Annotated in this window: 13 protein-coding genes, 10 tRNA genes and 3 rRNA genes; 19 read left to right on the forward strand and 7 right to left on the reverse strand. The window is 45.9% G+C overall.

Annotated features, from left to right (window positions below; translation table 11 throughout):
• Positions 1–20: 20 nt before the first annotated feature.
• Positions 21–2,192 carry a fatty acid oxidation complex subunit alpha FadB gene (gene fadB / locus FLM53_RS08115; RefSeq protein WP_176680664.1) on the reverse strand — a complete coding sequence of 724 codons (2,172 nt, stop codon included), beginning with the start codon at positions 2,190–2,192 and terminating at the stop codon, positions 21–23.
• A gap of 227 nt (positions 2,193–2,419) precedes the next feature.
• Between fadB and FLM53_RS08120 the strand changes: the two genes are divergently transcribed.
• From FLM53_RS08120 to FLM53_RS08175, 12 genes are all read left to right on the forward strand, one after another.
• A complete protein-coding gene (locus FLM53_RS08120) occupies positions 2,420–3,043 on the forward strand; it encodes a YigZ family protein (RefSeq protein ID WP_017058823.1) in 624 nt (207 codons plus the stop codon).
• A 34-nt stretch (positions 3,044–3,077) separates the two neighbouring features.
• The gene (locus tag FLM53_RS08125) at positions 3,078–4,535 is read left to right on the forward strand and encodes a TrkH family potassium uptake protein (protein WP_171349890.1); all 1,458 of its coding nucleotides are present in this window, start codon (positions 3,078–3,080) and stop codon (positions 4,533–4,535) included.
• 10 nt (positions 4,536–4,545) lie between these two features.
• Entirely contained in the window at positions 4,546–5,073 is a 528-nt protein-coding gene (gene hemG / locus FLM53_RS08130; RefSeq protein WP_017632676.1) for a menaquinone-dependent protoporphyrinogen IX dehydrogenase, read from the forward strand.
• 509 nt (positions 5,074–5,582) lie between these two features.
• Positions 5,583–7,137, forward strand: a 16S ribosomal RNA gene (locus FLM53_RS08135).
• Between the two features lie 89 nt (positions 7,138–7,226).
• Positions 7,227–7,302 (forward strand) — tRNA-Glu (locus FLM53_RS08140).
• Between the two features lie 2 nt (positions 7,303–7,304).
• Positions 7,305–7,380: transfer RNA gene (locus FLM53_RS08145), tRNA-Lys, on the forward strand.
• Between the two features lie 25 nt (positions 7,381–7,405).
• Positions 7,406–7,481: transfer RNA gene (locus tag FLM53_RS08150), tRNA-Ala, on the forward strand.
• Between the two features lie 29 nt (positions 7,482–7,510).
• Positions 7,511–7,586: transfer RNA gene (locus FLM53_RS08155), tRNA-Val, on the forward strand.
• A gap of 306 nt (positions 7,587–7,892) precedes the next feature.
• A 23S ribosomal RNA gene (locus tag FLM53_RS08160) occupies positions 7,893–10,784 on the forward strand.
• A 130-nt stretch (positions 10,785–10,914) separates the two neighbouring features.
• Positions 10,915–11,030 (forward strand): 5S ribosomal RNA (gene rrf / locus FLM53_RS08165).
• The 16S, 23S and 5S rRNA genes sit together here with 5 tRNA genes alongside, the layout of an rRNA operon.
• 106 nt (positions 11,031–11,136) lie before the next feature.
• Positions 11,137–11,227 (forward strand) — tRNA-Ser (locus FLM53_RS08170).
• A gap of 86 nt (positions 11,228–11,313) precedes the next feature.
• A protein-coding gene (locus tag FLM53_RS08175) for an IS3 family transposase (RefSeq protein ID WP_176679224.1) occupies positions 11,314–12,551 on the forward strand; the annotation gives its coding sequence in 2 pieces (ribosomal slippage) (positions 11,314–11,686 and positions 11,686–12,551; 1,239 coding nt in all).
• A 108-nt stretch (positions 12,552–12,659) separates the two neighbouring features.
• On the opposite strand, the gene ilvY is transcribed toward FLM53_RS08175, so the two are convergent.
• Positions 12,660–13,550 (reverse strand): HTH-type transcriptional activator IlvY, encoded by an 891-nt coding sequence (gene ilvY / locus FLM53_RS08180; RefSeq protein WP_176680665.1) that lies wholly within the window; start codon positions 13,548–13,550, stop codon positions 12,660–12,662.
• Between the two features lie 146 nt (positions 13,551–13,696).
• On the opposite strand from ilvY, the gene ilvC reads away from it, so the two are divergent.
• Complete coding sequence (gene ilvC / locus FLM53_RS08185) at positions 13,697–15,181, forward strand: ketol-acid reductoisomerase (protein WP_086711540.1); 1,485 nt, start codon at positions 13,697–13,699, stop codon at positions 15,179–15,181.
• Between the two features lie 309 nt (positions 15,182–15,490).
• On the opposite strand, the gene FLM53_RS08190 is transcribed toward ilvC, so the two are convergent.
• From FLM53_RS08190 to FLM53_RS08205, 4 genes are all read right to left on the reverse strand, one after another.
• On the reverse strand, positions 15,491–15,742 hold the full coding sequence (locus FLM53_RS08190) for an accessory factor UbiK family protein (protein WP_032551009.1): 252 nt from the start codon (positions 15,740–15,742) through the stop codon (positions 15,491–15,493).
• A 119-nt stretch (positions 15,743–15,861) separates the two neighbouring features.
• Positions 15,862–18,984 carry a multidrug efflux RND transporter permease subunit gene (locus tag FLM53_RS08195; RefSeq protein WP_176680666.1) on the reverse strand — a complete coding sequence of 1,041 codons (3,123 nt, stop codon included), beginning with the start codon at positions 18,982–18,984 and terminating at the stop codon, positions 15,862–15,864.
• 11 nt (positions 18,985–18,995) lie between these two features.
• The gene (locus tag FLM53_RS08200) at positions 18,996–20,102 is read right to left on the reverse strand and encodes an efflux RND transporter periplasmic adaptor subunit (RefSeq protein WP_123287362.1); all 1,107 of its coding nucleotides are present in this window, start codon (positions 20,100–20,102) and stop codon (positions 18,996–18,998) included.
• An 18-nt stretch (positions 20,103–20,120) separates the two neighbouring features.
• Positions 20,121–20,702 carry a TetR/AcrR family transcriptional regulator gene (locus tag FLM53_RS08205; protein WP_207895974.1) on the reverse strand — a complete coding sequence of 194 codons (582 nt, stop codon included), beginning with the start codon at positions 20,700–20,702 and terminating at the stop codon, positions 20,121–20,123.
• A gap of 180 nt (positions 20,703–20,882) precedes the next feature.
• Between FLM53_RS08205 and rep the strand changes: the two genes are divergently transcribed.
• Positions 20,883–22,901: a DNA helicase Rep gene (gene rep / locus FLM53_RS08210; protein ID WP_132763853.1), complete on the forward strand. Its 2,019-nt coding sequence runs from the start codon at positions 20,883–20,885 to the stop codon at positions 22,899–22,901.
• 96 nt (positions 22,902–22,997) lie between these two features.
• On the opposite strand, the gene FLM53_RS08215 is transcribed toward rep, so the two are convergent.
• Entirely contained in the window at positions 22,998–23,411 is a 414-nt protein-coding gene (locus FLM53_RS08215; protein ID WP_009848079.1) for a cytochrome c5 family protein, read from the reverse strand.
• 298 nt (positions 23,412–23,709) lie between these two features.
• On the opposite strand from FLM53_RS08215, the gene FLM53_RS08220 reads away from it, so the two are divergent.
• The 5 genes from FLM53_RS08220 to FLM53_RS08240 all read left to right on the forward strand — a co-directional run bounded on the left by FLM53_RS08220 (position 23,710) and on the right by FLM53_RS08240 (position 24,317).
• Positions 23,710–23,786, forward strand: a tRNA-Arg gene (locus FLM53_RS08220).
• 49 nt (positions 23,787–23,835) lie between these two features.
• Positions 23,836–23,911, forward strand: a tRNA-His gene (locus FLM53_RS08225).
• Positions 23,912–23,987: 76 nt separating this feature from the next.
• Positions 23,988–24,064: transfer RNA gene (locus tag FLM53_RS08230), tRNA-Pro, on the forward strand.
• A 45-nt stretch (positions 24,065–24,109) separates the two neighbouring features.
• Positions 24,110–24,185, forward strand: a tRNA-His gene (locus FLM53_RS08235).
• A 55-nt stretch (positions 24,186–24,240) separates the two neighbouring features.
• A tRNA-Pro gene (locus FLM53_RS08240) sits at positions 24,241–24,317 on the forward strand.
• Positions 24,318–24,696 lie beyond the last annotated feature (379 nt).

Below are 24,696 nucleotides of genomic sequence, written 5' to 3' on the forward strand. Positions count from 1 at the left end.
ATTCCTTTTCCAAATGTGGGTTACAGAGAACTGGCTTGTTGAGCGTCGTAAAAGCTTTCGCCTTTCGCTGCCATATCAAGCAATAGTTGAGGAACTTGGTACATTGCACCTAAGTCTTGGTAGCCTTTCGCCATTTCTACGAAGTTACCAATACCCACACTGTCTAAGTAGCGGAATACGCCGCCTCGGAATGGAGGGAAGCCTAAACCGTAAACCAGTGCCATATCCGCTTCTTGCGGTGTCGCGATGATGCCTTCTTCTAAACAAAGCACCACTTCGTTGATCATTGGAATCATCACACGTTGGATAATTGTCTGGTCATCAAAATCTTGTGGTTGTTCGCATACGTCAGCCAAGATAGGAAGAATGTCTTCAGAGAAGGTCTTCTTAGGACGACCGCGTTTGTCTACGCTGTATGTGTAGAAGCCGCTACCGTTTTTCTGACCGTATTTTTCAGCAACATAAAGTGCATCAATCGCATCACGGCCTTCTTTACCCATACGCTCTGGGAAACCTTGCGCCATCACAGCTTGTGCATGGTGTGCAGTGTCTAGGCCTACAACGTCTAGCAAGTATGCAGGGCCCATTGGCCAACCGAACTTACGTTCCATGACTTTATCGATCTTAGTGAAATCAGCGCCGTCACGTAGCAACATGCTGAAACCGCCAAAGTAAGGGAAAAGTACACGGTTAACGAAGAAGCCTGGGCAGTCGTTAACAACGATTGGGGATTTGCCCATTTTCGCAGCGTAAGCGACCACGCGATTGATTGTCTCTTCTGAAGTATGTTGACCACGGATGATCTCAACCAAAGGCATACGATGCACAGGGTTAAAGAAGTGCATGCCACAGAAGTTTTCTGGGCGCTTCAGTGATTTCGCTAGCAGGTTGATAGGAATCGTAGAGGTATTCGATGTTAGAACGGTGTCTTCATCAACCAAACCTTCTACTTCGCTCAGAACTGCAGCTTTAACTTTCGGGTTCTCTACAACCGCTTCTACAATCACATCTGATTGTTCTACACCTGCGTAATGCAGACTTGGAGTAATAGAAGACAGAATGCCTGCCATCTTGAACCCGTCTAGGCGACCGCGTGATAAGCGTTTATTCAACAGCTTAGATGCTTCGTTCATACCTAGATCAAGCGATGCTTGTGCGATGTCTTTCATCATCACTGGCACGCCTTTTAGGGCTGATTGATAAGCAATACCGCCGCCCATGATACCTGCGCCAAGTACGGCTGCACGCTCAGTTGCTTTGTTTGCTGACTTACCCGCTTGTTTCGCTAGGCCTTTGATGTACTGGTCATTCAGGAATAAGCCAACTAATGCTTTTGCTTCTTCCGATTTCGCTAGCTTAACGAAGTGCTTACGTTCGATGTCGAGTGCTGCATCGCGATCGCTACGTGCTGCTTCCTCAATCGCAATCACAGAAGTGATTGGCGCTGGGTAATGAGGTCCTGCTTTTTGAGCGACTAGGCCTTTAGCCATAGTAAAGCTCATCATCGCTTCTAGTTTGCTTAGTGAAAGCGCTGATGTTTTTTGTTTACGGCGTAGCTGCCAATCGAGTTTTTCATTGGCTGCCAGAGAAACGGTGTTGATCGCCGATTCTAATAACTGGTCTGTATCTACAATGGCATCTAGCAAGCCAACCTTAAGCGCTTCATCAGCACGGCATGCTTTGCCTTGAGTGATAATTTCCATTGCGCTGTCAGCACCGATAACACGAGGCAGGCGCACACAACCACCAAAGCCAGGCATGATGCCAAGTTTGGTTTCAGGTAGGCCAATGCTGGTGGTCTTGTCACCGATACGGAAATCGGTAGCCAATACACATTCACAGCCGCCGCCAAGGGCATGGCCACGCATCATTGAAAGAGTTGGGACAGGAAGGTCTTCGAGCTTGCTGAAGATTGAATTCGCGAATCTTAACCATTCATCAAGTTCTGCTTCTGGCTTAGCGAATAGGCCAAGAAATTCAGTGATGTCTGCGCCTACAATGAACGCGTCTTTGTTTGAAGTTAAGATTAAACCACGTAATCCTGCGTGAGCATTAAGAGCGTCTAACGCTTTGTCTAGTGATTCTAAAGTAGCAAGGTCGAGTTTGTTTACAGAGGCCGGAGCGCAGAAGCTTAATTCCGCAATACCATCTTGTAATTCCTTTACCTGTAGGGTGTTAGCTTGGTAAATCATTGTCTATCTCCATGACATACAATCCACGATTGTTTGAGAGAATCTTGTTATCTTTCTATTATTGTAGAACGCCTGGTAAGACCAGTTATCTTAGTCTGTACCTCTGCTTGGTGAATTTCAATACATTTTTTAAACAATTGTTTAACATTGTGCGATAGCACAGATCCTCTAACCCTTATTATTCACGCGTGATACACTTCGCCGCTCTTATTAATTAAGTTAACGATATGAATGAACAGCCCTATTTAATACCGTCTGCGTCGGCTCTGTTTGAAGAAGAGATAAAAAAGAGCGTCTTTATTACTCATCTTGCTCATACTCCAAGTGTAGAAGCTGCCAAACAGTTCGTAGAACAGGTAAAGAAAGAGCATTCTTCAGCGCGACATAATTGTTGGGGTTTTGTGGCGGGGCGACCTGAAGATTCAATGCTTTGGGGTTTTAGCGATGATGGTGAACCTTCCGGTACTGCGGGTAAGCCGATCTTGGCACAACTGTCTGGTTCTGGTGTGGGTGAGTTAACGGCTGTGGTGACTCGTTATTCAGGTGGAATTAAGCTTGGAACGGGTGGTTTGGTTAAAGCCTATGGCGGAGGAGTGCAACAAGCTCTCAAGCTGCTTCAAACAATCGAGAAAAAAATAACCACAAAATTACGGCTAGAGTTAGACTATGGCTTTGTGCCAATTGCGCAATCCATCATGGCTCAGCATCAGGCTGTTGAGGTCCAAGCGGATTATGGTGTTCAAGTTGAGCTTATTATTGAAATAGAGCTCCTGCAGGTAGATTCGTTTACCCAAACCATGATCAATAAAAGCGGTGCTAAGGCACTGGTAACGAAAGTCAAAGACAACTAGGAAGTGTGAAGCATTTCGCTTCGTTCAATAGCTCATGCAATTTCGCTCAATTATTCGAATCGTCGGATTATTATTAGCACTTTTTAGTGTATCAATGCTCGCACCTGCGCTAGTCGCACTTATCTATCGAGATGGTGCGGGTGTGCCATTTGTGACGACTTTTTTCGTTCTATTGTTTTGCGGAGCAACTTGTTGGTTTCCAAACCGCCGCTATAAACATGAATTGAAAGCGCGTGATGGCTTTTTGATTGTTGTTTTGTTCTGGACGGTAATCGGTAGTGCGGGTGCGTTACCGTTTTTGATCGCTGATAACCCGAGTGTTTCGGTAACCGATGCTTTCTTCGAATCCTTTTCTGCATTAACTACAACAGGGGCGACCGTTATCGTCGGCCTTGATGATCTCCCTAAGGCGATTTTGTTTTATCGCCAATTCCTGCAGTGGTTTGGCGGTATGGGTATCATCGTATTGGCGGTAGCCATTCTTCCTGTTCTTGGTATCGGTGGCATGCAGCTGTACCGAGCTGAAATTCCAGGCCCTGTAAAAGACAGTAAGATGACCCCGCGTATCGCTGAAACGGCAAAAGCGCTGTGGTACATCTATCTCAGCCTAACGATTGCTTGTGCAGTAGCGTTTTGGTTGGCGGGTATGAGCTTCTTTGATGCGATCAGTCATAGCTTCTCGACTATCGCAATTGGTGGCTTCTCAACACACGATGCAAGCATGGGCTATTTCAACAGCCCTGCTATTAACATGATTACGGTTGTGTTCCTTCTTATATCTGCGTGTAACTACTCACTTCACTTCGCAGCATTTGCTTCAGGTGGTGTGCATCCTAAGTATTACTGGAAAGATCCTGAATTCCGCGCTTTTATCTTTATTCAAGCAGTGCTGTTTTTGGTTTGTTTCTTATTGTTACTGAATCACCACTCTTATGACTCGTACTACGACGCTTTCGATCAAGCCTTGTTCCAAACCGTGTCTATATCTACAACTGCTGGTTTTACTACGACTGGTTTTTCAGAGTGGCCACTGTTCTTACCCGTACTGCTTTTGTTCTCTTCTTTTATAGGGGGATGTGCAGGTTCTACGGGTGGTGGTATGAAAGTGATTCGAATCTTACTGCTTACTCTTCAAGGTGCTCGTGAAATGAAGCGTCTTGTTCACCCGCGCGCTGTCTATACCATCAAGGTTGGTGGTTCTGCATTACCACAACGTGTCGTGGATGCGGTTTGGGGCTTTTTCTCTGCATACGCTCTGGTTTTTGTGGTTTGTATGTTGGCTCTTATTGCAACTGGCATGGATGAGTTGAGTGCTTTCTCTGCCGTAGCCGCAACATTGAACAACCTCGGCCCGGGCCTTGGCGAAGTCGCGGTGCACTTTGGCGATGTGAATGACAAAGCAAAATGGGTACTTATCGTATCTATGCTGTTTGGCCGATTAGAAATTTTCACCTTATTAATCTTATTGACCCCTACGTTTTGGCGTAGCTAAGGACAACATTGTGGCAAAAGCTCTATTTTTGTATTCAAGCCGTGAAGGCCAGACCAAGAAAATCTTGAACTATATAAAAGAAGAAATGAATGAGTTCGAATGTGAGCTTCAAGATCTGCACACTATTGGTAATGTCGACTTTGCTCAATATGACAGAGTATTGATCGGTGCATCGATTCGTTACGGTCACCTTAATAAGAAGCTATATCAATTTATTGATGCGAATCTTGCTCAGTTAAAATCAAGCAAGGTTGCGTTCTTCTGCGTGAACTTAACAGCACGTAAAGAAGACCAAGGTAAAGATACGCCAGAAGGAAGTGCTTACATTAAGAAGTTTCTTATAAAGTCTCCGTGGCAGCCGACGTTAATCGGTGTATTTGCCGGTGCCCTCTATTACCCACGTTACAACTGGTTCGATAAAACCATGATTCGCTTTATTATGAATATGACAGGTGGCGAAACGGATACAACCAAGGAAGTTGAGTACACAAACTGGGAAAAAGTCTCTTTGTTCACTGAAAAACTAAAGAATATGTAATAGAAAAGCTTACTTTTGAGGCGTTTTGAGTTCTTTTTAATCGAACGAATAAAAAAACGAGAAAAACTTAAAAAAGGGCTTGCCAGTGTGATCGAAATCTCTATAATGCCACCTCGCTGACACGGGATGGCTTCGAAAGAAACCAAAACGAATCAGCAGGTCAAATTAGCCAAGCTAAGCGCTTGAAAAAAGTTTTGAAAATAGTGGTTGACACTAAAACTTAAATCGCTAAAATGGCCGTCCGATTTGAGCGAAGCTCAAAAAGGAAAAGCTCTTTAACAATTTAAACCTATCAATCTGTGTGGGCACTCGTTGATGAATATCAAAACGCTTTATCGTTAGATAAAGCAGATTCTCCGGAATCAAAATGATTTCAATGAACTGAGTGACCAATACAAATAACCTCGGTTATTTGGCACAGTCAATTCATTATCATTCTGTTGGAATGGTAATAGCTTTAAAATTACACAGTAGTTTTGAAGTCAGTATTCGTTGAGTCACAAAATCTTAAATTGAAGAGTTTGATCATGGCTCAGATTGAACGCTGGCGGCAGGCCTAACACATGCAAGTCGAGCGGAAACGACACTAACAATCCTTCGGGTGCGTTAATGGGCGTCGAGCGGCGGACGGGTGAGTAATGCCTAGGAAATTGCCTTGATGTGGGGGATAACCATTGGAAACGATGGCTAATACCGCATAATGCCTACGGGCCAAAGAGGGGGACCTTCGGGCCTCTCGCGTCAAGATATGCCTAGGTGGGATTAGCTAGTTGGTGAGGTAATGGCTCACCAAGGCGACGATCCCTAGCTGGTCTGAGAGGATGATCAGCCACACTGGAACTGAGACACGGTCCAGACTCCTACGGGAGGCAGCAGTGGGGAATATTGCACAATGGGCGAAAGCCTGATGCAGCCATGCCGCGTGTATGAAGAAGGCCTTCGGGTTGTAAAGTACTTTCAGTTGTGAGGAAGGGGGTAACGTTAATAGCGTTATCTCTTGACGTTAGCAACAGAAGAAGCACCGGCTAACTCCGTGCCAGCAGCCGCGGTAATACGGAGGGTGCGAGCGTTAATCGGAATTACTGGGCGTAAAGCGCATGCAGGTGGTTCATTAAGTCAGATGTGAAAGCCCGGGGCTCAACCTCGGAACTGCATTTGAAACTGGTGAACTAGAGTACTGTAGAGGGGGGTAGAATTTCAGGTGTAGCGGTGAAATGCGTAGAGATCTGAAGGAATACCAGTGGCGAAGGCGGCCCCCTGGACAGATACTGACACTCAGATGCGAAAGCGTGGGGAGCAAACAGGATTAGATACCCTGGTAGTCCACGCCGTAAACGATGTCTACTTGGAGGTTGTGGCCTTGAGCCGTGGCTTTCGGAGCTAACGCGTTAAGTAGACCGCCTGGGGAGTACGGTCGCAAGATTAAAACTCAAATGAATTGACGGGGGCCCGCACAAGCGGTGGAGCATGTGGTTTAATTCGATGCAACGCGAAGAACCTTACCTACTCTTGACATCCAGAGAAGCCAGCGGAGACGCAGGTGTGCCTTCGGGAGCTCTGAGACAGGTGCTGCATGGCTGTCGTCAGCTCGTGTTGTGAAATGTTGGGTTAAGTCCCGCAACGAGCGCAACCCTTATCCTTGTTTGCCAGCGAGTAATGTCGGGAACTCCAGGGAGACTGCCGGTGATAAACCGGAGGAAGGTGGGGACGACGTCAAGTCATCATGGCCCTTACGAGTAGGGCTACACACGTGCTACAATGGCGCATACAGAGGGCAGCAAGCTAGCGATAGTGAGCGAATCCCAAAAAGTGCGTCGTAGTCCGGATTGGAGTCTGCAACTCGACTCCATGAAGTCGGAATCGCTAGTAATCGTAGATCAGAATGCTACGGTGAATACGTTCCCGGGCCTTGTACACACCGCCCGTCACACCATGGGAGTGGGCTGCAAAAGAAGTGGGTAGTTTAACCTTTCGGGGAGGACGCTCACCACTTTGTGGTTCATGACTGGGGTGAAGTCGTAACAAGGTAGCCCTAGGGGAACCTGGGGCTGGATCACCTCCTTATACGAAGATATTCACGATAAGTGTCCACACAGATTGATTAGGTTTAGAAAGTAAAAGAGACGAAGAACTCCCAAGTTCTTCAATCCAGTGTCCCGTTCGTCTAGAGGCCTAGGACACCGCCCTTTCACGGCGGTAACAGGGGTTCGACTCCCCTACGGGATACCATTGGGTCGTTAGCTCAGTTGGTAGAGCAGTTGACTTTTAATCAATTGGTCGCAGGTTCGAATCCTGCACGACCCACCATTTCCTCCCAAGGAAATAAAAATATGGGGCTATAGCTCAGCTGGGAGAGCGCCTGCCTTGCACGCAGGAGGTCTGCGGTTCGATCCCGCATAGCTCCACCATTCCTTCCATAAGGAATTAAAACTTTTATGGGCGATTAGCTCAGTTGGGAGAGCACCTGCCTTACAAGCAGGGGGTCACTGGTTCGAGCCCGGTATCGCCCACCATCTTTAAGCATTCTCTTCGGAGAGTTTTTAAAAATGGGTTAAAAGTTTAATACTTTGAAACTCTTGCTCTTTAACAATTTGGAAAGCTGACTGATTGATTACTTACGAGTAATTCAATCAAATTTAAAAGTTCTCAATGTTTACCTTTTAGGTAAACACAACAAACACATTCAAGTGTCTTGTATTCGATTCAAACTTGTTTGAATCACATTGAGTCCGGCAAACAGTCATTGAGAATTAACCCTTCTTAATGACAACCAAAAACCTTGGTTAGTTGCCATACACTAAGACCCTTTCGGGTTGTATGGTTAAGTGACTAAGCGTACACGGTGGATGCCTTGGCAGTCAGAGGCGATGAAAGGCGTAATAACTTGCGATAAGCCCAGATTAGGTAGTAATAACCTTTGAGTCTGGGATTCCTGAATGGGGAAACCCACTTACATAAGTAAGTATCCTGTTGTGAATACATAGCAACAGGAGGCAAACCGGGGGAACTGAAACATCTAAGTACCCCGAGGAAGAGAAATCAACCGAGATTCCGAAAGTAGCGGCGAGCGAAATTGGATTAGCCCTTAAGCTTTTAATGAGACAGATGAAGGCTCTGGAAAGTGCCGCAGTAAAGGGTGATAGCCCCGTAATCGACATCTCATCATCAGTGAAAACGAGTAGGGCGGGACACGTGATATCCTGTCTGAATATGGGGGGACCATCCTCCAAGGCTAAATACTACTGACTGACCGATAGTGAACCAGTACCGTGAGGGAAAGGCGAAAAGAACCCCTGTGAGGGGAGTGAAATAGAACCTGAAACCGTGTACGTACAAGCAGTAGGAGCACCTTCGTGGTGTGACTGCGTACCTTTTGTATAATGGGTCAGCGACTTAATTTTAGTAGCAAGGTTAACCGTTTAGGGGAGCCGTAGGGAAACCGAGTCTTAACTGGGCGTACAGTTGCTAGGATTAGACCCGAAACCAGGTGATCTAGCCATGGGCAGGTTGAAGGTTGAGTAACATCAACTGGAGGACCGAACCGACTAATGTTGAAAAATTAGCGGATGACTTGTGGCTAGGGGTGAAAGGCCAATCAAACCTGGAGATAGCTGGTTCTCCCCGAAAGCTATTTAGGTAGCGCCTCGGACGAATACTACTGGGGGTAGAGCACTGTTAAGGCTAGGGGGTCATCCCGACTTACCAACCCTTTGCAAACTCCGAATACCAGTAAGTACTATCCGGGAGACACACGGCGGGTGCTAACGTCCGTCGTGGAGAGGGAAACAACCCAGACCGCCAGCTAAGGTCCCAAAGTATAGCTAAGTGGGAAACGATGTGGGAAGGCTCAGACAGCCAGGATGTTGGCTTAGAAGCAGCCATCATTTAAAGAAAGCGTAATAGCTCACTGGTCGAGTCGGCCTGCGCGGAAGATGTAACGGGGCTAAGCTATACACCGAAGCTGCGGCTACGTACCTTAGGGTATGTGGGGTAGGGGAGCGTTCTGTAAGCCGTTGAAGGTGGTCTGTAAGGGCTGCTGGAGGTATCAGAAGTGCGAATGCTGACATGAGTAACGATAAAGGGAGTGAAAAACTCCCTCGCCGGAAGACCAAGGGTTCCTGTCCAACGTTAATCGGGGCAGGGTAAGTCGACTCCTAAGGCGAGGCCGAAAGGCGTAGTCGATGGGAAACGGGTTAATATTCCCGTACTTCTTACAATTGCGATGGGGGGACGGAGAAGGCTAGGTGGGCCTGGCGACGGTTGTCCAGGTTCAAGTACGTAGGCGGAAAGTTTAGGTAAATCCGGACTTTCATAACGCTGAGATACGATGTCGAGCTACTACGGTAGTGAAGTCATTGATGCCATGCTTCCAGGAAAAGCCTCTAAGCTTCAGATTGTAAGGAATCGTACCCCAAACCGACACAGGTGGTCGGGTAGAGAATACCAAGGCGCTTGAGAGAACTCGGGTGAAGGAACTAGGCAAAATGGTACCGTAACTTCGGGAGAAGGTACGCTCTTATCAGTGAAGTCCCTTGCGGATGGAGCAGACGAGAGTCGCAGATACCAGGTGGCTGCAACTGTTTATTAAAAACACAGCACTGTGCAAAATCGTAAGATGACGTATACGGTGTGACGCCTGCCCGGTGCCGGAAGGTTAATTGATGGGGTTAGACTTCGGTCGAAGCTCTTGATCGAAGCCCCGGTAAACGGCGGCCGTAACTATAACGGTCCTAAGGTAGCGAAATTCCTTGTCGGGTAAGTTCCGACCTGCACGAATGGCGTAATGATGGCCACGCTGTCTCCACCCGAGACTCAGTGAAATTGAAATCGCTGTGAAGATGCAGTGTACCCGCGGCTAGACGGAAAGACCCCGTGAACCTTTACTACAGCTTGGCACTGAACATTGAACCTACATGTGTAGGATAGGTGGGAGACTTTGAAACCGCGTCGCTAGATGTGGTGGAGTCGTCCTTGAAATACCACCCTTGTAGTTTTGATGTTCTAACGTTGGTCCCTGAATCGGGATTACGGACAGTGCCTGGTGGGTAGTTTGACTGGGGCGGTCTCCTCCCAAAGAGTAACGGAGGAGCACGAAGGTGGGCTAAACACGGTTGGACATCGTGTGGTTAGTGCAATGGCATAAGCCCGCTTGACTGCGAGAATGACAATTCGAGCAGGTGCGAAAGCAGGTCATAGTGATCCGGTGGTTCTGAATGGAAGGGCCATCGCTCAACGGATAAAAGGTACTCCGGGGATAACAGGCTGATACCGCCCAAGAGTTCATATCGACGGCGGTGTTTGGCACCTCGATGTCGGCTCATCACATCCTGGGGCTGAAGTCGGTCCCAAGGGTATGGCTGTTCGCCATTTAAAGTGGTACGCGAGCTGGGTTTAGAACGTCGTGAGACAGTTCGGTCCCTATCTGCCGTGGGCGTTGGAAAATTGAAGGGGGCTGCTCCTAGTACGAGAGGACCGGAGTGGACGAACCTCTGGTGTTCGGGTTGTCATGCCAATGGCATTGCCCGGTAGCTAAGTTCGGAATCGATAACCGCTGAAAGCATCTAAGCGGGAAGCGAGCCCTGAGATGAGTTTTCCCTGACGCTATAAGCGTCCTTAAGGGTTGTTCAAGACTAGAACGTTGATAGGCAGGGTGTGTAAGTGCTGCGAGGCATTGAGCTAACCTGTACTAATTGCCCGTGAGGCTTAACCATACAACACCCAAGGGGTTTTGTGGACTCAAAGACAGACCTTGAATGAGTTTGAAGAGACTTTTAAATTACAGTTTTCCAGATTATTTTGCCTTCAGTTTTTAAAAAAAGCTGAAAGTAAAAGCAAAATTTGCTTGGCGACCATAGCATTGTGGACCCACCTGATTCCATGCCGAACTCAGAAGTGAAACACAATAGCGCCGATGGTAGTGTGGGGCTTCCCCATGTGAGAGTAGGACATCGCCAGGCTTTAAATTTATTTTCACTTTTTCAAAAAGTGAAGACAAAAAGCTTCGTTATTTGCATAGCAAGTAACAACCTCAACAGTGTACTAATCTGTTGATGATAATTTGTTGGAGGGATGGCTGAGTGGTCGAAAGCACCGGTCTTGAAAACCGGCAACCGTTAATAGCGGTTCTAGGGTTCAAATCCCTATCCCTCCACCACCATTAGAAAGCCCGCTGAGAAATCAGCGGGCTTTTTTCTTATCTGTGTCTCGTCCTGAAATGTGTTTACACATTGAGGACGAATTATGACTACTTCAAATAATACCTACGTTAAGCGCACTCAGCGTGATTACACACTAGGCTTTAAATTACAGGTCGTCGCCGCTGTAGAAAGAGGCGATATGACATATAAACAAGCCCAAACCATTTATGGTATCCAAGGCCGTTCAACCGTTTTAACCTGGCTTCGAAAGCACGGTAAGATGAATTGGGCGCAAAATCCAAGGATGAATGTCATGAGCCAATCACCTAAGCCTAAAGAATCGCCTGCACAGAAAATAAAACGTCTTGAAAAAGAGTTGGAAGACGAAAAAATCAAGAACCTCTTCTTAAATAGAGTGGTTGATATCCTTGATGCTGAGCACGGAACCAGTCTCAGAAAAAAGTATCTAGCCAAGGAGCCAGAAGCCTTCAAAAGCAAGAAGGAATAAGTCTAGTTCGAGTATGTAGGCTTTGCGGCATAACAAGGCAGAGTGTTTATCAACGAGAAAAGCGAGCTCATCACCGTCGGTTAGAGCTTAAACCGATTAAAAAAATGGTGTTGGATATTAGGCGCTATATGCCTCGGGTTGGTACTAGGAAGCTCTATTTTTTAATAAAACCCAGACTACAAGAACAAGGTATCAAGTTAGGCCGAGATGCGCTTTTCAACTACTTACGCGCTGAGCGATTGTTGGTAAGACCTAAGCGTAGTTTTACAAAAACGACCAATAGTCGGCATTGGATGAAGAAACACCCGAACTTATTAAAGGACTACAAGCCATGTAGTCCAGAGAGTGTGTTGGTGAGCGATATAACCTATGTTCAATCTGATGAAGGAGTTCACTACCTATCATTGGTTACAGATGCTTTTAGCCGAAAAATAATGGGTTATGAGCTGAGTAATGAAATGAAAGCGACGGATGTCGTGAAAGCGCTAGATATGGCTATCAAAGAGCGTCGATATCATCATTCTTGTATCCATCATTCAGATCGTGGTCTACAGTATTGCTCAGGTGTATATCAAGATAAACTGAAAACTAGCGGCATAATGCCTTCGATGACAGATGGTTATGATTGCTACCAAAATGCCTTAGCAGAAAGAATAAACGGGATCCTGAAACAAGAGTTCTTACTTGATAGGTGTAAGAGTCTTGAGGAGCTTAAACGACTAGTAAAAGAGTCTATCAATATCTATAACAATATGAGGCCGCACCTCAGTCTCATGATGAAAACTCCAAATGAGGTGCATGAAAAAAGCCAACAGCTGGCGCTGTTGGCTTAGTAGAAATACTGTCAACGTATTTTAGGACGAGACACTGCGATATATATAAATGAAAAAGGGAAGAGCACTGACGTGCACTTCCCTTTTTTGTATTGAAACTAACGACTATTAGTCCGTTAAATACTTCCCTTCAGCAACTTGCCAGAACGCTCGAATTAGAGGGTTATCTAACTGTGCTCGCTTGCAGCAAACCCCCAATTCAAAGGGTTTGATGGGTTCTATCTTTAAACGGTCGACCTTATCTCTTACGGGGCTGTTGTTAATCACTACATCTGGCGCAATACCCACCCCACAACCTAGCGCCACCATACTGACGATCGCCTCATGGCCAGAAACTTGCGCGTATATGTTGGGTTTTATCTTCATCTTTTTGAACCATGCATTAGCACGTTCACGAGCTGTCCCCGCTTCTGGGATGATAAAAGGCACTTTATTCCAGTTTGGCTTGTCGGATTGAAGTTGCTGGCTAAAGCTACTGACACCTGATGGAATAATTACTGATAGTGGTATATCGCTAATCGTTTCGAACTCTAATCTTGAGGGGAGAATGTCTGGCTTCGCTGAGATTGCGATATCTGCTTCATCATTTAAAATCTTGTCGATAGATTGAGCCGGATCGCCCGTAGATAGTTTGAATTCGATATACGGATGAATGGCTCTGAATTCAGTAATCAGTTCTGGTAAGTGGCTGTAGCTAGCGGTTACGGAGCAAAATATACGGATTTCACCTTTCAACTCCTGCTCTCCGCCTTTTAAGTGAAGGTTATATTGCTGCCACTCCCCAACAATGCTCAATGCCACAGGCAATAGGTGCTTCCCTGCTGGTGTGAGATCAACACTACGGTTGTCCCTGATAAGCAGCTCTTGCCCTGTTTCCTCTTCAAGTTTCTGTACCTGACGGCTTAATGCTGAAGGGCTGACGTGCATAGCAGCAGCGGTTTTGCTGAAACTCTTGCTATCACATAAATGTATAAATAATTGTAGAGATTTTATGTTCATGTTTTGCGATCGTTTCCATGTTGCATTTATTGCAATAACTAATTGTGAATATATCACTTTCAGCAACGGAGTGTCTGTTTTAGTATGAAGTCATTCGATAGAGAGATATCGACCTTACGGACTTATTTTTAAAGGAGTGCCCTAGAATGGCTAACTATTTCAATACATTAAACCTTCGTGAACAACTAGACCAACTAGGTCGTTGCCGCTTCATGGATCGTGAAGAATTTGCGACAGAAGCTGAATATCTTGAAGGTAAGAAAATCGTAATTGTTGGTTGTGGTGCTCAAGGCCTAAACCAAGGTCTAAATATGCGTGACTCTGGTCTAGACGTATCTTACGCTCTACGCCAAGCTGCCATTGACGAGAAGCGTCAATCATTCAAGAACGCTGATGAGAACGGCTTTGTTGTTGGTAGCTACGAAACGCTAATCCCTCAAGCAGACCTAGTAATCAACCTGACTCCAGACAAGCAACATACAAACGTTGTTGAAACTGTAATGCCTCTAATGAAAGAAGGCGCTGCACTTGGTTACTCTCACGGCTTTAATGTTGTTGAAGAAGGCATGCAGCTACGTTCTGACCTTACGGTTGTAATGGTTGCTCCTAAGTGTCCTGGTTCTGAAGTACGCGAAGAGTACAAGCGTGGCTTCGGTGTACCAACACTGATCGCTGTTCACCCAGAAAATGATCCTAAAGGTGAAGGTTGGGATATCGCTAAAGCTTGGGCTGCTGGTACCGGTGGTCACCGCGCAGGTTGCCTAGAGTCTTCTTTCGTAGCGGAAGTTAAATCTGACCTTATGGGTGAGCAAACTATCCTTTGTGGCATGCTACAAGCAGGTTCTATCGTATCTTACGAGAAGATGATTGCAGACGGCATTGAACCAGGTTATGCAGGTAAACTTCTACAATACGGTTGGGAAACAATCACTGAAGCACTTAAGTTCGGTGGCGTAACTCACATGATGGACCGTCTATCTAATCCAGCTAAAGTTAAAGCGTTTGAGCTTTCTGAAGAGCTTAAAGACCTAATGCGTCCGCTTTACAACAAGCACATGGATGACATCATCTCTGGTCACTTCTCTAGCACTATGATGGCTGACTGGGCGAACGATGATGTGAACCTACTAGGCTGGCGTGAAGAGACTGGCGAAACGGCATTCGAAAACTACCCAGCTTCTGACGTAGAAATTTCAGAGCAAGAGTACTTCGATAACGGTATTCTTATGGTTGCTATGGTTCGTGCCGGTGTTGAGCTAGCATTCGAAGCAATGACTGCATCAGGTATCATCGATGAGTCTGCTTACTACGAATCTCTACATGAACTTCCACTAATCGCAAACACAGTTGCTCGTAAGCGTCTTTACGAAATGAACGTAGTAATCTCTGATACAGCTGAGTACGGTAACTACTTATTCGCTAACGTAGCAACACCGCTACTACGTGAGAAGTTCATGCCTTCAGTTGCAACAGACGTAATCGGCCGTGGTCTAGGTGAAACATCTAACCAAGTAGATAACGCTAAACTAATCGAAGTTAACGAAGCTATCCGTAACCACCCTGTAGAGTACATTGGTGAAGAGCTACGTAGCTACATGAGCGACATGAAACGTATCGCTGTAGGCGGTTAATTCGTCGCTTAGATACTGCGAATTTGTAGAAAAAGCAAAGCAGTATCAATAACTCCTTACAGGTTGGAGTTATGAATAAGCAACACAACATCTAATGAAAAGGCTTGGTCGCCGTTGACCAAGCCTTTTTTGTTTTTCAGAGGTGGGAATCGAGAATGCTTCGCGTACCTGAGGATGATGGCTTTAAAGCTAAGTCATTCTTTTAAAAAAGCGAAGGAGCGTGGTCGGGAATATCTCCTTATTATTCTCGCTCGCATAAAAAAGGGCTGACGTTTTCACGTCAACCCTTCTATATTTTTCGCTGATAGCTTACTTGTCAGCAAGCTTAGCTTCTAGATCTGCTAGCTTCTGTTCCATTTCAGTTAGCTTCTGGCGTGTACGCAGCAGTACTTGAGTTTGAACATCAAACTCTTCACGGCTTACAACGTCTAGTTTATTCAGTTGGCCTTGGATAACCTGGCGAACCTTTTGGTCTACGTCTGAACCCAGTTCTTTCACTGGTTGAGGCATAGAGTCGTGGATCTGCTTAGCAATTTGCTCTAGTTTTTTTGGATCAAACATATCGATTAAAACTCCTGACTATTTATCACTATTCTATTTAATCACACCTGAGATGTCGCCTATCGCGTATAAAAAAAGGCCACCGAAGTAGCCTTTTTAATTGTTTTACGACTTAGCGATTATTTGTTGTCTGCTAATTCTCTGTGCGCTGCTTTTGCTTCATCGACGCGAGCTAGTTTTTCTAGGTCTTTGTCTTCAACAAATACAGGAAGAGGTTTGTGTTTTTCAGCTAGGTAGCTGTAAATCACAGGCAGTACGAACAGCGTAAAGATAGTACCAATCGCTAGACCAGCAACGATAACAATACCGATACTGAAACGTTGAGCAGCACCCGCGCCTGTTGCGTACATTAGCGGGATTAGACCTGCAATCATCGCAGCAGTTGTCATTAGGATTGGACGAAGACGAACCTTCGCTGCTTCCATTACTGCTTCAATACGTGTCTTGTGGTGATGTAGTTGTTCTTCTTTTGCTACCTCACAGATCAAGATACCGTGCTTAGTAATCAGACCGACCAACGTAATCAAACCTACTTGCGAGTAGATATTCATCGTTGCCGCACCCCAGGCTAGAGCGATTAGGGCACCACAGATCGCCAGTGGTACAGATACCATGATAACCAATGGATCTTTCAGAGATTCAAATTGAATCGCCAGTACCAAGAAGATGATTGCCAGTGCTAGACCAAAGGTTGCGTAAAGTGCGCTACCTTCAGTTACGTATTGGCGGGCTTCACCCATGTAATCGTGGTTGTAGCCACTTGGTAGTTTGTTCGCTGCTGTCTCTTCAAACCATGCAATTGCATCACCCATTGCAGCGCCTGGAGCAGGTACTGCACCAATCGTAGCTGAGTTCAATTGGTTGAAGTGAGGAAGAGAGCGAGGCTCAGCCACAACATCAATCGTAATCAAACTGCCTAGCGGTACAGCTTTACCATCCGCAGCACGTACGTAGTAGTTATTCATCGACTCAGGGTTTAAACGGAACTTACGTTCAACTTGAGGGATAACCTCGTAAGAACGACCGTTTAAGTCGATACGGTTTACGTAGCCATCAGACATCATAGTACCCAGTGTGATACCGATATCTTGCATGGTCACACCGTATGCGCCTGCTTTGTCTTTGTCGATGTGTACTTTCATCGTTGCTGAGTCGTAGTTCAGATCGAGATCCGAGTAAACGAACAGCGGATTGGTCGCTACATCAGTCAAGATGTCAGTCGTGATCTGGAACAAGCTCTCAAAACTGTTTGGCGTTGTAATAACAAACTGAATTGGAAGACCTGAACCAGCACCTGGTAGTTCTGGCATTTGGAACGCCGTTACTGCCATACCCGGTACATCTTTCACTAGCTCACCAACGCGGTTAGCTACTTCTGATTGGCTTGTTTCACGCTCACTCCAAGGAACCATAGATGCAATACCAAATGCTTGGTTTGCGTTAGGTACACCAGTAAATACCTGTGCGTACGCCACTTCTGGCTGATCAGACAGAATCGCGTTTACGTCGTTCATGGTATTTTGCATGTAGTCTAAGTTCGCGTTTGATGGTGCTGTACCCATAAGCATGATTACACCTTTATCTTCTGAAGGTGCTAACTCACTCGGGATGAACTTAAACAGCATTGGTAGACTTGCAAATACGATAACCGCAAAGCCAATGAATACTGGGCGATGATTCATTACCGCACCAAGCATACGCTCGTAACGGTTCGTCATGCCATCCAGTACGCTATGTACTTTTTGCTCAAATTTACTTGGCTCAGCGTGAGCTTTTAGCATTTTTGAACACATCATTGGCGACAGGGTTAATGCCACGATACCTGATACAAATACTGAACCTGCAAGGGTTAACGCAAACTCTTTAAATAGTGAGCCCGTGATACCACCCATCATTGCGATCGGAGCGTATACCGCACCTAGTGTCAGTGTCATTGCGATAACTGGAACCGCGATTTCACGAGTACCGATGATCGCTGCTCGGAAAGGGGATTCCCCGAGCTTGATATGTCGGTCGACGTTTTCGAGTACAACGATCGCATCATCTACCACTAGACCGATGGCGAGTACCATTGCCAGTAGCGTCATCAGGTTCCACGAGAAGCCCATCGCCTGCATTACCATTGCTACACCAATTAGCGATAGCGGGATAGTAACGATAGGGATAAGAACCGCACGGAACGAACCAAGGAACAAGGTAATAACGATCAGTACGATTAATGCCGCTTCAAGGATGGTCTTGATAACCTCTTGAATCGATTCGTTAATCGCAATGGTCGAGTCATACATCACGTTCATTGAGATGTTACTTGGCAGGTTCTTCTCTAGTTGAGGAAGAAGCTCAAGTACATCAGCGGCAATGTTGATTGGGTTTGCACTTGGTGCCGCGTTAATTGCAGCAACAACCGCCTCCTGACCATTGGCACTTGCGCGGTAAACATCGTGGCTCTTCTCTAGAGAAACCTTAGCGATGTCAGATAGACGGATGATTTCGCCTTCGCCGCTTCGTACAACAAGATTCTCTAGCTCTTCAGTGTTCGATACTTGCGTATCAGCGCTGCCGTTATAAAGAACAAATTCACCGGTTGCTTGACCTGTCGCAGATTGGTAGTTGTTCGCATCCAATACCGCCATCACGTCAGTTGCTGTTAGGTTTACTGCCGCCATTTTTGATGGATCTAGCCATACGCGCAGTGCGTATTTCATACCACCGTATAGGTCAACTTTTGATACACCGTTTACCGTAAATAGCTGCGGGTTGATTACACGCTCTAGATAATCGGTAATTTGGCTCGACACCAACTCATCACTGGTAAAACCAATATAGAGTACCGCCGTCGTTGAACCGGTAGACATAGTTACGGTTGGATCTTCGGCTTCTTTTGGAAGCTGAGAACGAACCGAGTTTGTTTTGGCCAGTATGTCCGACAGTGCAGCATTCGGGTCGGTGTTCAACTTCATGTTTACGGTAATCGTGGAACTACCAAGTACAGAAGAAGAAGTCATATAGTCGATGTTATCCGCTTGGGCCACAGCCTGTTCGAGGGGCTGGGTGATAAAGCCTTGGATAAGATCGGCACTTGCACCGTAGTAACTCGTTGTTACGGTTACTACGGTATTCGTCATTTCAGGGTATTCACGCACCTGCATTTTGAAGATTGCTTGTAAGCCAAGCAGCGCAATCAAAAAGCTGATGGATACCGCTAGAACTGGACGTTTAATAAAAACATCAGTAAAGCGCATTGTGCCTCCGGTTACAGCTTAGGTGTTTCAGCAGGTGGAGTGATTGCATCACTTTCAACAACCTTAACTTTGGCACCGTTACTTAGACGTACTTGGCCAGAAGTTACAACCGTATCACCTGCTTTCACGCCTTCAAGGATGTGTGCAATATCAGCTGTACGCTCACCTACTTTTACAACATGTTGAGCAACACGTTGAACGCCGTCTTCTTCAGTTAGGATGTAAACATTGTCACCGTATAGAGTGAAAGTAATCGCTGTTTGAGGCAGAGTTACTTGGTTCTCTAATTTAGGCAGAATGATGTTAGCGCGAGCGAACATACCGCTACGAAGCTTGCCATCATTGTTTGGAATGTCTGCTTGAACTTGGATAAGACCACTTTGGATGCTTACTGCGGGTTCAATTGCACTGATAGAGCCTTCAAACGGTTTTTCTGGGTAAGCATCAACAAAGATGTCGATTGCTTGGCCAACATTGATGCGAGAGATATCAGTTTGAGAAACCGTGAAGCGCAGGCGCATAACACTTGTGTCTTCTAAGCGAACGATATCCGTACCTGATTGTAGGTATTGACCAAGGTAAACGTTACGAATACCAACCGTGCCATCGAATGGGGCGCGAATTTCACGACGCTCGATAGATGCTTTTAGGCTTTCAATGTCAGCAGATAGAGAGAAGTAGTTTGCTTCTGCTTCATCGTATGCTTCTTTAGAGATAGAGCCTTTTTTGAATAGACCTTGGTAACGCTTGTACTTAGCTTTAGCTGCAGGCAAGCGAGCTTGAGAACTCTTAAGGTTCGCTTTTTCTACGTCAGAATCTAGGCGAACTAATTGTTGGCCACTCTTAACGTCAGTACCTGACTCAAAAGAGATCTGGTCAATAACACCGCTGGTTTCGTTTGCTAGTGTCACACCTTGGTTAGGTTCAATGAAGCCGATAGCTTCAATTACCGGAACCCAATCGATCGGCTGAACTTCAGTTACCGTTACTGGAAATTCTGGTTCAGGGCGGTTGGCCATATACTCAGCAATTTTTTGTTGTTTGAACATGTTGAACCCAATAACGCTGCCGAAAAGAATTACAGCGATGAGTAACATGAAGAAAGTCCACTTTTTCATTATGGTCAAAACTCCGATCTAGTGTTTAATTATTGCATCCCAACTGGCTTCAATGGCGGCTTCTAATGCTGCCTCATCTAGTTGGTAAAATCCTAAAGAATGCTTTCGCGCTAGAGATACACTAGCCGCTAAGCTCAAGCCGCTTAATACTTCATTATGAAGCGGTTTAAACAGTCCTTGCTCTTTGCCCTCATTAAATAGCAGCTCAACTTGGGCAAACATTTCGCGTTCTAGTTCCCTGAAGTTTAGGCTATTTGTGATGGGTAAAGAGTCATACTGAACCCGATTTTTAATCGCAGCTAAATTCGTTCCCGCTAAGTCCCATATATTTAACCACATGGTTCTGTAGCGTTGCTTTATTGGGTCCGAATCATTAACTCCTTCTTGAACAGCATCTGCTACTCGTTGAGTTACGAGCACTCGAACGTCATCGATCAAGTGATCCTTATCTTCGAAGTAGCGATAGATAGTGCCTGCAGCCACTCCCGCCTCTTTTGCTAGTTTTTGCATTGAGAGGCCTTGAAAACCGACCTCTGAAATTAGCTTCTCTGCTGCAGAAAGTATTTGTTGGCGTTTATCCTGAGGTGCATGAGTTGTCATATTTACATCACCAGTGAATGAACGTTCATTCATTATAGCCTAAGAACCATACACATGTGCAACAAAGTTTTACATAAATGACGTAAAATTCTTGTAGAAGAGAACATAGCTTTCGTGGAGTTGCAGCATTATTATAGGCGCGCAACCAATTCGACCTTGTAAGAACAAATAGAGAATCAAATGAAACTGAACCCAAGACAAGATGAAGCCGTGAAGTATGTTTCTGGCCCCTGCTTAGTATTAGCAGGCGCTGGATCAGGCAAAACACGTGTTATCACCAATAAAATTGCTTATTTGGTTCAGGAATGTGGCTACAAGGCACGTAACATTGCTGCGGTGACCTTTACCAACAAAGCTGCGCGTGAGATGAAAGAGCGTGTTGGTCAAACCTTGGGTAAAGGTGAGTCGAAAGGATTAATTGTTTCGACATTCCATACTATGGGCTTAACGATTATTCGTCGTGAGTACAAAGCTTTGGGTCTTAAGGCGGGATTCTCTCTGTTTGATGACCAAGACCAGTTGGCCTTATTAAAAGAGCTAACAGAAAAGCAGATCGATGGTGATAAGGATCTGTTACGCGCTTTGATGAGTACCATTTCGAATTGGAAAAATGACATGCTGACGCCAGATCAGGCGAAAGCGCGCGCTCAAGGCGAACAAGAACAGCTATTTGCTTTCTGCTTTGAGATGTACCAAAAACAGATGAAGGCCTACAACGCACTCGACTTTGATGATCTGATTGCGATGCCGGTATTGCTACTCAAAACCAATCAAGAAGTGCGCGAGCGCTGGCAGTCGCGTATTCGCTACCTATTGGTGGATGAATACCAAGATACCAACACCAGTCAATATGAACTGGTTCGCCTACTGGTTGGAGAGCGTGGTCGTTTGACGGTAGTAGGTGACGACGACCAATCTATCTACTCATGGCGTGGCGCAAAACCGCAAAACTTGGTGTTGTTGGGTGAAGACTATCCTAACCTTCGCCTGATCAAACTAGAGCAAAACTACCGCTCAACCAGTCGAATCTTGCGTGCCGCGAACATCTTGATCGCCAATAACCCGCACGTTTATGAGAAGTCTCTATTCTCAGAGATTCCTGACGGTGAAAAGCTCAAGGTATTGAATGCCAAGAATGAAGAGCACGAAGCCGAACGTATTACCGGTGAGATCATCGCGCATAAGTTTTTGAACCGTACCGAATACAAAGATTATGCGGTGCTTTATCGCGGTAACCACCAATCTCGCCTGATTGAAAAAGCCTTGATGCAAAACCGTGTGCCTTACAAGATCTCTGGCGGCACTTCTTTCTTTGCTAGAGCAGAGATAAAAGACATCATGGCTTACCTGCGTGTGTTGGTGAACCCAGATGATGACAACGCCTTCCTACGTATTGTAAACACGCCGCGCCGTGAGATTGGCCCGGTTACGCTTGAGAAATTAGGCAGCTACGCCAACATGCGTGGTAAGAGCCTGTTTGAAGCCAGCTTTGAGATGGGCTTGGAGCAGACACTGACGGGACGTGGTTTAGAAAACTTGCGTCGATTCACTGATTGGATTGTTCGTATCTCAGATAACGCTGAACGTGGTAACACTGTGGATGCGGTTCGTGCGTTAGTTCGTGACATTAACTACGAAGATTGGCTATACGAAACCTCAGCAAGCCCGAAAGCGGCAGAGATGCGAATGAAGAACGTCTCTGATCTGTATAGTTGGATTGTGGCTGACCTCGAAGGTGACAACTACGATAAAGAAGAGAAAACACTTCGTGAGGTTGTTCAACGCTTAACACTGCGTGACATGATGGAGCGTGGTGAAGATGATGACGATGCAGACCAAGTTCAACTAATGACGCTGCACGCATCGAAAGGTCTAGAATTCCCTTATGTATTCTTGATGGGCACTGAAGAGGGCATCTTGCCGCACCAAACCAGTGTTGATGAAGGTAATGTAGAAGAAGAACGTCGTCTTATGTATGTAGGGATTACTCGAGCACAGAAAGAGCTGACCTTTACCAAGTGTCGTGAACGTCGCCAGTATGGTGAGTTGATTAAGCCAACACAAAGTCGCTTCTTAGATGAATTACCCCATGATGATGTGGAGTGGGAAAGTGTGAAGAAACCACAGTCCGCTGAAGAGCGAATGGAGAAAGGTCAGGCGCACATTGCTAACATTCGTGCGATGTTCAATAAGAAGTAACGTTCTCCTTGATTAGCACTATATAGAAGACAATAAAAAAGGTGACCTGATGGTCACCTTTTTTGAATTTGGCTTTTTTAATTACAGAACGGTGAATTACAGACCAGCAATCATGTGCTCGATAGCATCTTTGATTTCATCGTCTGAACAGTCCATACATGAACCTTTCGCTGGCATCGCGTTGAAGCCGTTGATTGCGTGGTCAGCTAGGATATCGCGACCTTGAGCAATACGAGGACCCCAATCACCAGCATCACCTGTTTTCGGTGCGCCACTTACGCCAGATGCGTGACAAGCGATACAAAAGGTACCGTAAACTGCTGCGCCATCACGAGGGCCTGTTGGTTCTGCGGCTACTGGCTCACTGCCGACTAGGTATACTTGGCCAACTGGTTTGATGCGTTCAGCAATTGCATCTTGCTCTGCTTCGCTTAGGCCTGAAGCCATTGCACCAGTTGAAAAGGTTAAAACTGCGATGACAACGCTTAAAATTCGACGAGACATATCCATTAAACTCACTTTACATTCCCAAGGTAAGTACATGCTTACCAATTTATAGTGTTGGAGGGGTGTTTTGGCTTTAAGCAGTAAAGAGCAACTGTTAAACCAATGTAAATAATGGGTGATTATATCCCGATAAGTTGTTGCAATAAACAACAACTTATAAGCTGTGGCGGGTTGTAGTACTCAAATAAGGGGTTTATCACATATTAACTGTCGAAAAAGAGACCAAACAGAAAAAAAAGTTAAAAAAGTACTAGACGGCATTGGGTGATATACGTATTATTCCACTCCGCCGACAGGGCATGCGCCTGTAGCTCAGCTGGATAGAGCGTTGGCCTCCGGAGCCAAAGGCCGAAGGTTCGAATCCTTTCAGGCGCGCCATCCGGTCTCTTACTTCGGTAAGTGAGAAATTGGCAGAAAAGAAATAATGGTGGCTATAGCTCAGTTGGTAGAGCCCTGGATTGTGATTCCGGTGGTCGCGAGTTCGAATCTCGTTAGCCACCCCATTCTTTCTTTACAAAATATCGGTAGCTTCGGCTTCCAGTGTTGATTCACTATCCCAAGAATCGATACAAAACTAGTCGGTGAATAGCGCAGCTTGGTAGCGCATCTGGTTTGGGACCAGAGGGTCGGGGGTTCGAATCCCTCTTCACCGACCACTATTTCAATAATCGCTTGCTAAGCGGTTATATAAAAAATTAGTGGTGGCTATAGCTCAGTTGGTAGAGCCCTGGATTGTGATTCCGGTGGTCGCGAGTTCGAATCTCGTTAGCCACCCCATTAATTTTGGTAGCTTCTTTGAAGTTCCCTGTTTGAGAAATCAAACGAAACGTCTCGGTGAATAGCGCAGCTTGGTAGCGCATCTGGTTTGGGACCAGAGGGTCGGGGGTTCGAATCCCTCTTCACCGACCACCTTAAGAAGCCTCGTCAGAAATGACGGGGCTTTTTTACGTCTGGAATTTAGATATTTTGAGACCAGAGGGTCGTGGGCTGGAGCGCCAGTCCGATCAAATCCCTCTTCACTGACCGATTTTAAGAAAGCTCATCAGAAATGATGAGCTTTTTTTCATCTGTAGATCACTAGATTGGAACCCAAGTGAGGTTCGCCTGACGTTCAAAGGATGTCTCTTCACCGATCACTTAAGAAGCCTCAACTAGCCGTCCGCGTCAGGAATGACAGGGCTTTTTTGCGTCTGGAATTTAGATAATTTGGTACCAAGAGGGCTGCGGACTGGATCGCCAGTTCTGTTCGACTCGCTCCTCTTTAGTAAGCTCCTTTTATAAGTAAGAA

This window comes from Vibrio sp. Scap24, assembly GCF_013394185.1.
GTDB classification, from domain to species: domain Bacteria; phylum Pseudomonadota; class Gammaproteobacteria; order Enterobacterales; family Vibrionaceae; genus Vibrio; species Vibrio pomeroyi.

Excerpts from the sequence above, each read along its gene's own strand:
- fadB (WP_176680664.1), bottom strand. The coding sequence starts at position 2,192 with ATGATTTACCAAGCTAACACCCTACAGGTAAAGGAATTACAAGATGGT.
- FLM53_RS08120 (WP_017058823.1), top strand. The coding sequence starts at position 2,420 with ATGAATGAACAGCCCTATTTAATACCGTCTGCGTCGGCTCTGTTTGAA.
- FLM53_RS08125 (WP_171349890.1), top strand. The coding sequence starts at position 3,078 with ATGCAATTTCGCTCAATTATTCGAATCGTCGGATTATTATTAGCACTT.
- ilvY (WP_176680665.1), bottom strand. The coding sequence starts at position 13,550 with ATGAACATAAAATCTCTACAATTATTTATACATTTATGTGATAGCAAG.
- ilvC (WP_086711540.1), top strand. The coding sequence starts at position 13,697 with ATGGCTAACTATTTCAATACATTAAACCTTCGTGAACAACTAGACCAA.
- FLM53_RS08190 (WP_032551009.1), bottom strand. The coding sequence starts at position 15,742 with ATGTTTGATCCAAAAAAACTAGAGCAAATTGCTAAGCAGATCCACGAC.
- FLM53_RS08195 (WP_176680666.1), bottom strand. The coding sequence starts at position 18,984 with ATGCGCTTTACTGATGTTTTTATTAAACGTCCAGTTCTAGCGGTATCC.
- FLM53_RS08200 (WP_123287362.1), bottom strand. The coding sequence starts at position 20,102 with ATGAAAAAGTGGACTTTCTTCATGTTACTCATCGCTGTAATTCTTTTC.
- FLM53_RS08205 (WP_207895974.1), bottom strand. The coding sequence starts at position 20,702 with ATGACAACTCATGCACCTCAGGATAAACGCCAACAAATACTTTCTGCA.
- rep (WP_132763853.1), top strand. The coding sequence starts at position 20,883 with ATGAAACTGAACCCAAGACAAGATGAAGCCGTGAAGTATGTTTCTGGC.
- FLM53_RS08215 (WP_009848079.1), bottom strand. The coding sequence starts at position 23,411 with ATGGATATGTCTCGTCGAATTTTAAGCGTTGTCATCGCAGTTTTAACC.